Source organism: Micromonospora deserti (assembly GCF_003236335.1).
In the GTDB taxonomy this organism is placed as follows: Bacteria; Actinomycetota; Actinomycetes; order Mycobacteriales; family Micromonosporaceae; genus Micromonospora; species Micromonospora deserti.
The window spans coordinates 1-8,871 of sequence record NZ_POUB01000251.1 but is presented as its reverse complement, the minus strand read 5'-3'; the positions used below and the strand labels follow the sequence as shown (position 1 = coordinate 8,871).

The 8,871-nt window shown below is 74.2% G+C and carries 8 protein-coding genes; 6 read left to right on the top strand and 2 right to left on the bottom strand.

Going from position 1 to position 8,871, the window contains the following annotated elements; translation table 11 throughout:
* Positions 1 to 30 precede the first annotated feature (30 nt).
* Entirely contained in the window at positions 31 to 1,845 is a 1,815-nt protein-coding gene (locus C1I99_RS25610) for an AMP-dependent synthetase/ligase (protein ID WP_111136753.1), read from the bottom strand.
* Positions 1,846 to 1,974: 129 nt separating this feature from the next.
* Between C1I99_RS25610 and C1I99_RS25605 the strand changes: the two genes are divergently transcribed.
* From C1I99_RS25605 to C1I99_RS25580, 6 genes are all read left to right on the top strand, one after another.
* Entirely contained in the window at positions 1,975 to 2,430 is a 456-nt protein-coding gene (locus C1I99_RS25605) for an SRPBCC family protein (RefSeq protein ID WP_111136750.1), read from the top strand.
* A gap of 29 nt (positions 2,431 to 2,459) precedes the next feature.
* On the top strand, positions 2,460 to 3,110 hold the full coding sequence (locus C1I99_RS25600) for a hypothetical protein (protein WP_111136752.1): 651 nt from the start codon (positions 2,460 to 2,462) through the stop codon (positions 3,108 to 3,110).
* 60 nt (positions 3,111 to 3,170) lie between these two features.
* Positions 3,171 to 4,133, top strand: a complete 963-nt coding sequence (locus tag C1I99_RS25595; protein WP_199562390.1) for an ROK family glucokinase — start codon at positions 3,171 to 3,173, stop codon at positions 4,131 to 4,133.
* The gene (locus C1I99_RS25590) at positions 4,130 to 4,840 is read left to right on the top strand and encodes an endonuclease/exonuclease/phosphatase family protein (protein ID WP_111136748.1); all 711 of its coding nucleotides are present in this window, start codon (positions 4,130 to 4,132) and stop codon (positions 4,838 to 4,840) included. The genes C1I99_RS25595 and C1I99_RS25590 overlap by 4 nt, the downstream gene beginning before the upstream one ends.
* A gap of 86 nt (positions 4,841 to 4,926) precedes the next feature.
* Positions 4,927 to 6,336 carry a flavin-containing monooxygenase gene (locus C1I99_RS25585; RefSeq protein WP_111136747.1) on the top strand — a complete coding sequence of 470 codons (1,410 nt, stop codon included), beginning with the start codon at positions 4,927 to 4,929 and terminating at the stop codon, positions 6,334 to 6,336.
* Between the two features lie 55 nt (positions 6,337 to 6,391).
* A complete protein-coding gene (locus C1I99_RS25580) occupies positions 6,392 to 7,213 on the top strand; it encodes an alpha/beta hydrolase (protein WP_111136746.1) in 822 nt (273 codons plus the stop codon).
* Between the two features lie 52 nt (positions 7,214 to 7,265).
* Here the strand turns inward: C1I99_RS25580 and C1I99_RS25575 are convergent, their stop codons facing one another.
* On the bottom strand, positions 7,266 to 8,684 hold the full coding sequence (locus tag C1I99_RS25575; protein ID WP_111136751.1) for an alpha,alpha-trehalose-phosphate synthase (UDP-forming): 1,419 nt from the start codon (positions 8,682 to 8,684) through the stop codon (positions 7,266 to 7,268).
* Between the last annotated feature and the right edge of the window lie 187 nt (positions 8,685 to 8,871).

Below are 8,871 nucleotides of genomic sequence, written 5' to 3'. Positions count from 1 at the left end.
GCGTCGAGGCGGGCACGTGACGGATCGTAGTCAGCCTCGGTAGATGTCGGCGATCTCCGCCGCGTACGACTTGTGCACGACCTGCCGCTTGACCTTCAGCGACGGGGTCAGCTCCCCGGTGGCCTCGGTGAAGTCGCGGGGCAGGATCCGGAACTCCTTGATCGCCTCGGCCTTGGACACCGCCTGGTTGGCGAGGTCGATCGCGACCTGGATCTCCGCCCGCAGCCCCTCGTGCTCGCGCAGCCGCTCGACCGGGGTGTCCTCCGGCAGGCCCGCCCCCGCGAGCCACTTCGGCAGCGCCTCCTCGTCGACGGTGACCAGGGCGGCGATGAACGGCTGTCGGTCGCCGACCACCACGCACTGGCTGACCAGCGGGTGGGCCCGCACCTGGTCCTCCAGCACGGCCGGGGCGACGTTCTTGCCGCCGGCGGTCACGATGATCTCCTTCTTGCGGCCGGTGATGCTCAGGAAGCCGTCGCTGTCGAGCCGGCCGAGGTCGCCGGTGCGGAACCAGCCGTCCGGGTCGAGCACCTCGGCGGTCGCCGCCTCGTTGCGCCAGTAGCCCTGGAAGATCAGGTCACCGGCGATCAGGATCTCACCGTCGTCGTCGATCCGGATGGTCACCCCGGGCAGCGGCCGGCCGACCGTGCCGATCCGGGCGCCGGTGGGCAGGTTCGCGGTGGCGGCGGGGGAGGTCTCGGTCAGGCCGTAGCCCTCGTAGATGGTCACCCCGACGCCGCGGAAGAAGTGGCCGAGCCGGGCGCCGAGCGGGGCCCCGCCGGAGATCGCGTCCCGGCACCGGCCGCCGAGCGCGGCCCGCAGCTTGCGGTAGACCAGCCTGTCGAAGAGGGCGTGCTGGGCCCGCAGCGCCAGGCCCGGCCCGCCCGGGACCTCCAGTGCCTCGCTGTACGCGATGGCCACCGCCTCGGCCCGGGCGAAGATCTTCCCCTTGCCGCCGGCCTCGGCCTTCTGCTTCGCGGCGTTGTAGACCTTCTCGAACACCCGGGGCACCGAGAGCACGAAGGTCGGGCGGAAGTCCTGCAACTCGGCGACGAGGTTCGTGGTGTCCGAACAGTGCGCCATGGTGGCCCGCGCCTGCACCACGCCGATCTGGATCAGCCGGGCGAAGGCGTGCGCCAGCGGCAGGAAGAGCAGGGTGGACGCACCCGCCCCGAACAGGTTCGGCAGTACCGGCACGGCGTTGGCGATGTCGGCGTACATGTTCCGGTGGGTCAGCAGGCAGCCCTTGGGGCGGCCGGTGGTGCCGCTGGTGTAGATGATGGTGGCGAGGTCGCCGGCGCGCATCGCGGCCCGCCGCCGCTGGATCTCGGCCGGATCGACCGACGCGCCCGCCGTGACCAGCTCGTCGACGCCACCGCGGTCGATCTGCCAGACCTGCTCCAGCTCGGGCAGCCGGTCCCGGACGCCGGCCACCACCGTGGCGTGCGCGTCGGTCTCCACCACGCAGGCGACCGCGCCGGAGTCGGCCAGGATCCACGCGGTCTGCTCCGCGCTCGAGGTCTCGTAGATCGGCACGGTGACCGCGCCGGCCGCCCAGATGGCGTAGTCGAGCAGGGTCCACTCGTAGCGGGTGCGGCTCATCAGCGCCACCCGGGAGCCGGGCTGGATGCCGGCCGCGACCAGGCCGCGGGCCACCGCGACCACCTCGTCGCGGAACTGCCGGCAGGTCACCTCCGCCCAGGCCCGGCCCGCGCCGTCGGCGGCGGCGGTGGGGCGGACGAACTGGACCGCGTCCGGGGCGGCCTCGGCGTTGTCCCACACCGGGTCGGTGAGGTTGGCCGCGTCGCCGACGGTGACGATCGGCGGGACGGAGAACTCGCGCACCTGCACTCCTCGTGTTCACACTGGCCGGGCCGGGACGTCGCCTGAGGATCGGCTCTGTCGAAACCTACCCGCCCGCCCAGGTGGGTGGCAGAGGCAGGTTGCCCCCTGGGGCCGGGTAGCCTCCCCCCCATGGCGGACTCCTCCACCCAGTCGATCACCATCGGCGCGCCACCGGAACGGGTGGCGGCGGTCATCTGCGACTTCCCGCGCTACCCGGAATGGACCGACGCGGTGCGGCGGGCGGAGGTGATCGAGGAGTACGAGGACGGCTATGCCAGCCAGGTCCGGTTCACCCTCGACGCCGGGGTGATGGCCGACGAGTACGTGCTGGGCTACGAGTACGCCGAGGACCTCTCCCGGATCGAGTGGCACCTGCTGGCGCCGTCGAAGATGCAGAAGGCCCAGCGGGGGTCGTACGACCTGGTGGGTAACCCGGACGGCACCACCACGGTGACCTACACCCTGGAGGTCGAGCTCTCCGTCGGGATGCTCGGCATGTTCCGCCGCAAGGCCGAAAAGATGATCATGGACGCCGCGTTGAAGCAGCTCAAGCGCCGGGTAGAAGCACCCGGTGCGGCGCAGTGACGCGGCCGGCGGGCATGGAGGAGCCGACCATGGGTGCGATGGATCCGGGTTCGGCCCGGGAAGAGGCGGAGCGGCTGGTGGCCACCCTGCTGGCCACGGCCCGGCTGGCCGGGGCCGGCTCCGGCGGTGGCCCGTGGGGTCCGCTGGGCGGGATCGTGTCGAGTGTCCTCGGTCACAGCGCCCCTCCGGGTGGGGCGAGCGGGCCCACCGGGGGCGGTTTCGCCACCGGTACGGCCGAATGCTGCGTCTGCCCTGTCTGTCGCGGTATCGCGGCGTTGCGCGACCCGAGTCCGGAATTCGCCGAGCGACTCGCCACCGGCGCGGGTGATCTCGCCGCCGGAGTGGCCAGCCTGCTGCGCGCGTTCGCCCCGCCGGAGCCGGCCGGGGAGGCCGCGGACCCGGCCGCCGAGCCCGCCGCGACCGCGGAGCGGGCCGGCGGGGGCGACCACGTGTGGCGCGAGGCCACCCGCACCGGGCATGATTCTCAGCCGGCGCCGGAGCGGGACGTCTGGTCCGCGGCGACGCGGGCGGAGGACGGGGCCGTCCCGGCCGCCGCACCGCCCGTCGACGCCGCCGGGCCCGCGGCCCCGGTGGCCGCCCGGACGGTCGACCGTCCCGTGGTGCCCGCCTCGCGGGTGCCCGGCGACGCGGGCGAGGACATTCCGGGCGACCGGGCCTGACCACGCACATCCCGCGACCCGCCGGCCGCCCGCCGGCGCCGGGCAGCACAGCAGAGGGGAGTGGCAGCGGTGACGCTGACCATCGGAGTCGACGTCGGTGGCACGAAGGTGGCCGCCGGTGTCGTGGACGACACCGGCAGCGTGCTGGTGCAGGCCCGACGGGACACTCCCGCCGACGACGTCGGCAAGACCCGGGACGTCATCATCGACCTGGTCGGCGACCTGGCGGCCGGGCATCCGGTCGCGGCGGTCGGCATCGGCGCGGCGGGCTGGATCGACGCCAGCCGCTCCGTCGTGCTCTTCGCGCCCAACCTGGCCTGGCGCGACGAACCCCTGCGGGAGTACGTCAGCGGGGCGACCGGCCTGCCGGTGATCGTGGAGAACGACGCGAACGTGGCCGCCTGGGCCGAGTTCCGGCACGGCGCGGCCCGGGACGCCGACGACTCGATGGTCATGTTCACCATCGGTACGGGCGTCGGCGGCGGCATCGTGCTCGGCGGTGAACTGCTGCGCGGCGCGAACGGCATCGCCGCCGAACTGGGCCACATGCTCACCGTGCCGGACGGCCACCAGTGCGGCTGCGGCCGGCTCGGCTGCATCGAGCAGTACGCCAGCGGCAGCGCGCTGGTGCGGTTCGCCCGCGCCGCGGCCCGCCAGGAGCCGCACCGCGCCACCGCCCTGCTGGAGTTGGCCGGCGGGGAGGCCGAGGCGATCACCGGCCGGATGGTCACCGCGGCCGCCCAGGGTGGCGACCCGGTCTCCGCCGAGGCGTTCGCCCAGGTCGGCCGCTGGCTCGGCACCAGCCTCGCCGACATGGCGCAGATCCTCGACCCGCAGGTGCTGGTCGTCGGCGGTGGCGTGATCGACGCCGGTGACCTGCTGATGGGGCCGACCCGCCGGTCCTTCACCGAGGCGCTCGCCCAGCGCAGCCGGCTGCCGGTGGCCGAGATCCGCCCGGCCGAGCTGGGCAACAGCGCCGGCGTCATCGGCGCCGCCGACCTGGCCCGGCGGCTCACGAGGTGACGGCGGGGGACGCCGGCGTGCCGCTGCGCGTCGTGTCGTACAACATCCACAGCCAGCGCGACGACACCGCCGCGCTGGCGGCGGTGGTCCGCGAAGCGAAGCCGGACGTGGTCGTCGTGCAGGAGGGGCCGCGGCGGTTCCGGTGGCGGCAGCGTTCCGCCGCGCTGGCCGAGTCGTTCGGCCTGGTGGTCGCTGCCGGCGGGCTGCCGGCACTGGGCAACCTGCTGCTCACCAGCCTGCGGGTGCGGGTCACCGCCACCCGCTGCCAGCGCTTCCCGCTCACCCCCGGCCGCCACCTGCGCGGGGCCGCGTACGCCGAGTGTGTGGTCGGCCGGGACGCCCGGTTCACCCTGGCCGGCTCGCACCTGTCCACCGACCCGGTCGAGCGGCCCGGCCAGGCCGCCCTGTTCAAGCGGGAGCTGGACGCGGCCGCCACGCCGGTGATCGCGGCGGCCGACCTCAACGAGGAGCCGGCGGGGCCGGCCTGGGCGACCGTGGCGCGCGGGCTGACCGACGCCGCGGTGGCCATGGACCGGGCCGACCGGCCCACCTACTCCTGCGCGAACCCCCGGCGGCGGATCGACGCCCTCCTCGTCGACCCGCGGATCACCGTGGTCGGGTACGACGTGGTGGACACCCCGCAGACCCGCCGGGCCAGCGACCACTTCCCCGTCCTGGTCGACCTGCTGCTGCCGGCGAGCGGCTGACCCGCCCCGGGGCTGGACAACCGGCTCCGATGTGGAGAGGATTTCGCGGCGACCCGGCACTCGTGCCGCACAAAAGGAGATTCCCGGTGTCCACCTCCACCGACCACGGCCGGCCCGACCCGGAGGCGACCACGCTCGCCCTGACCCGCGACGGCCGCCCGGTCTCCGACCGGGGCGGCACGGTCTGCGTCATCGGCGCCGGGGCCAGCGGCCTCACCGCCATCAAGAACCTCAAGGAGCACGGCTTCGGCGTCGACTGCTACGAGCGGGAGACCGGCGTCGGTGGCGCCTGGAACTGGCGGCACGACCGCAGCCCGGTGTACGCCAGCACGCACCTGATCTCGTCGCGGCCGTTCACCCAGTTCCCCGACTTCCCGATGCCGGACGACTGGCCGGACTACCCGCACCACAGCCAGCTGCTCGCCTACTTCGAGCGGTACGCCGACCACTTCGACCTGCGCGCGCACATCTGGTTCGGCACCGAGGTGGTCCGCGTCGAGCCGGTCGAGGGTGACCGGTGGGACGTCACCACCCGCAGCACCGGCGGCTACGGCCCGGAACGCACCTCCCGCTACGCGGCCGTGGTGGTGGCCAACGGCCACAACTGGTCACCGAAGCTGCCCCGCTACGAAGGGCTGGAGCAGTTCCGGGGCGAGGTCGTGCACGCCTCGTCCTACAAGGACCCGGCCCAGCTGCGCGGCAAGCGGGTGCTGGTGGTCGGCGCCGGCAACACCGGCTGCGACATCGCCGTCGAGGGCGCCCAGCAGGCCTCGCGCTGCTGGCACTCCACCCGCCGGGGCTACTGGTACGCGCCGAAGTATGTCCTCGGCCGGCCGGCCGACCAGGTCAACGACGCGCTGCTGGCGTTGCGGGTGCCGCGCCGGGTGCGGCAATGGCTCTACCACTGGACGCTGCGGCTGACCGTCGGCGACCTGACCCGGTTCGGCCTGCCGGCACCCGACCACCGGGTGTACGAGACGCACCCGATTGCCAACAGCCAGCTCGTCTACTACGTCGGCCACGGCCAGATCACCCCGGTGCCGGACGTCGCCCGCTTCCACCCGCACGCCGTCGAGCTGACCGACGGGCGCCAGATCGACCCGGAGCTGGTCGTCTTCGCCACCGGTTACCTGCCGCGCTTCGAGTTCCTCGACCCCAAGGTGCTCGGCGACGACGCGGGGACCGGCCGGCCGACGCTCTGGCTGAACGCGTTCGCCCCCGGTCACCCCACCCTCGCGGTGGCCGGCCTGGTGCAGCCGGACTCTGGCGTCTTCACCCTGTCCCACTGGCAGAGCGTGCTCTTCGCCCGGCTGCTGCAGCTGCGCCTGACCCGACCGGACCGGGCGGCGGCGTTCGCCGCCACGGTGACCGGGAAGGCCGGGGAGCGCTACTCCGGGCCGGTCAAGGAGAGCACCCGGCACTGGTTCGAGGTCGCTCACGCCGATTACCTGCGCGCCGTCCAGCGCGCCCTGCACGACCTGGAGGCTTCCCGGTGAGCGTGAGGAGTGCAGCGGGGCGGAGCCCCGCAGCCGAAAACGAGAGGCCGCAGCGGTGAGCCGGCAGGTGCGGATCATGCGGGGGCGGGAGTGGGCCCGCCCGGTCCGCCCGGTCCGGCGTGAGGTGCTCAGCGTGACCCCCGAGCTGGAGGAGGCGCGTCCGCCGCTGCTGTTCGTACCGGGGTTCGGGCATGGCGCCTGGGCGTTCGCCGAGCACTGGCTGGACCACGCCGCGTCCCGCGGGTTCCCGGCGCACGCGATGAGCCTGCGCGGGCACGGCGGCAGCGGCCCGGCGCCGGAGGCGACGCTGCGGGCGTACGCCCACGACGTGACGCAGGTGGCGGCGAGCCTGCCGCGCCAGGCGGTGCTGGTGGGGCACGGCGCCGGGGCGCTGGTCGTCGCCCATGCGCTGGCCCGCTACCCGGCCCGGGCCGCGGTACTGGTGGCGCCGGTGTTCGGCGGCTGGGCGACGCTCGGTGCGGCGCTGCGCCGCAACCCGGTCGGCACGCTGCCGGCCGTGGTCGGCGGGCGGCTGCGGCTGAGCCGGCGCCAGCTGTTCAGCCGGGAGCTGCCCGAGGACGAGGCCCGGCGGTACGTCTCCCGGCTGGGCCGGGCCGGCCGGCGCGCCCAGTGGCAGCTGCTGGCCGGGCGGGACGCCGAGCCGGCGGTGGGGCGCCCGCCGGTGCTGGTGCTGGGCAGCCCGGACGACCGGGTGGTCCCGGCGTCCGCGCTGACCCGGGCGGCGCGGCGGTACGGTTCGGCGCCGCTGCTCTTCCCCGGCATGGGGCACGACATGATGCTCGACGCCCGGTGGCGGGAGCCGGTCGACGCGATCCTGGACTGGCTGGAGAAGGAGCCGCCGGCCGCCGGCCGGTGACCGCCGGCGTGGTCGACCGGCGGGCCGATGGGGCTGGCCGGCCGGTGGGGCCTCAGCCGCCGGTGCCCAGCCGGGTCAGCAGGGAGCCGTTCTCGTCCAGGGTGGACAGGTAGGAGCGGGCCCAGGCGTGGATGTCGTGCCGGTGCAGGTGCGCACGCATGGCCCGCATCCGTGCCCCGACGTCCTCGCGGTTGGCCCGCAACGCCGAGAGCAGCCCCTGTTTGAGCCCTTCCAGGTCGTGCGGGTTGACCAGGTACGCCTGCGGCAGCTCCGCGGCGGCGCCGGCGAACTCGCTGAGCAGCAGGGCGCCGGTGTCGTCGACCCGGGCCGCGACGTACTCCTTGGCGACCAGGTTCATCCCGTCCCGCAGCGGCGTCACCGCCATCACGTCGGCGACCCGGTAGAGCGCGGCGAGTTCGGCGCGGTCGAAGGGCTGGGTGAGGTAGTGGATCGCCGGCTCACCCACCCGGCCGAACTCGCCGTTGATCCGCCCTACCTCGCGTTCCACCCGTTCGCGGAGGATCTGGTACTGGCCGACCCGCTCCCGGCTCGGCACCGCCACCTGCACCAGCACCGTGTCGCGCACCTTGACGTGCCCGTCGGCGAGCAGCTCGCGGTAGGCCTGGAGCCGCTGTTCGAGGCCCTTCGTGTAGTCCATCCGGTCGACGCTGAGGATGACCTGGTCGGGACTGCCGAGGTCGTGGCGCAGCCGGCGGGCCCGGTCGGCCACGTCGGGCCGGGTGGCCAGGGCGGCCATCTCGGCGGTGTCGATGGAGACCGGGAAGGCGCCGATGCGTACCACCCGGTCGTCGACGGCGATCCGCCGGTCGGTGGCGGGGAGCTGGAGCACCTTGGCCGCCAGCTGGGCGAAGTTGTGCGCGGCCTGGGCCCGCTGGAAGCCGACCAGGTCGGCGCCGAGCATGCCGCGCAGCAGCTCGGCCCGGCGGGGGAGTTGCATGAACAGCTCCGGCGGGGGGAACGGCACGTGCAGGAAGAAGCCGATCCGCAGGTCGGGTCGGAGCGCACGGAGCAGGCCGGGCACCAGCTGCAGGTGGTAGTCCTGCACCCAGATCACCGCGCCGGCCTCGGCCACCTCGGCGGTCGCCTCGGCGAACCGCTGGTTGACCCGCTGGTACGCCTCCCACCAGCGCCGGTGGTGCTCCGGCTGCTCCACGGCGTCGTGGTAGAGCGGCCAGAGGGTGGCGTTGGCGAAGCCCTCGTAGTGGTCGCGCAGATCGTCGAGGGTCAGCGGCACGGTGTGCATCCGGACGCCGTCAACATCGGGCAGGGCGGGTGCCGGGCCGGTGCCACCGGCCCAGCCGACCCAGGTCGCCGGGGTGTGCCGCAGCAGGGGATGCAGCGCGCTGACCAGGCCGCCGGGGCTGCGTCGCCACTCGCAGGCGCCATCAGGGGCCACACTGTCGTCGATGGGGAGGCGGTTGGCCACCACCACGAGGGAGCTCTGTCGCATCTCGGGCATTCCGATCTGCTGGGGAGTGACCGCCCCGAGACAGGAACAACCGGGCAGTCAGCGGGGGACGTGACGGACAGCGGTATTCCTACTGACAGTAAGTTACACCACTGTTATGCGCGGGACGGGGGTCGGTCACGTCCCGGTATCCGGGCGCGGCCCGGCCGGACCGCGCGGCGGGGTGGGG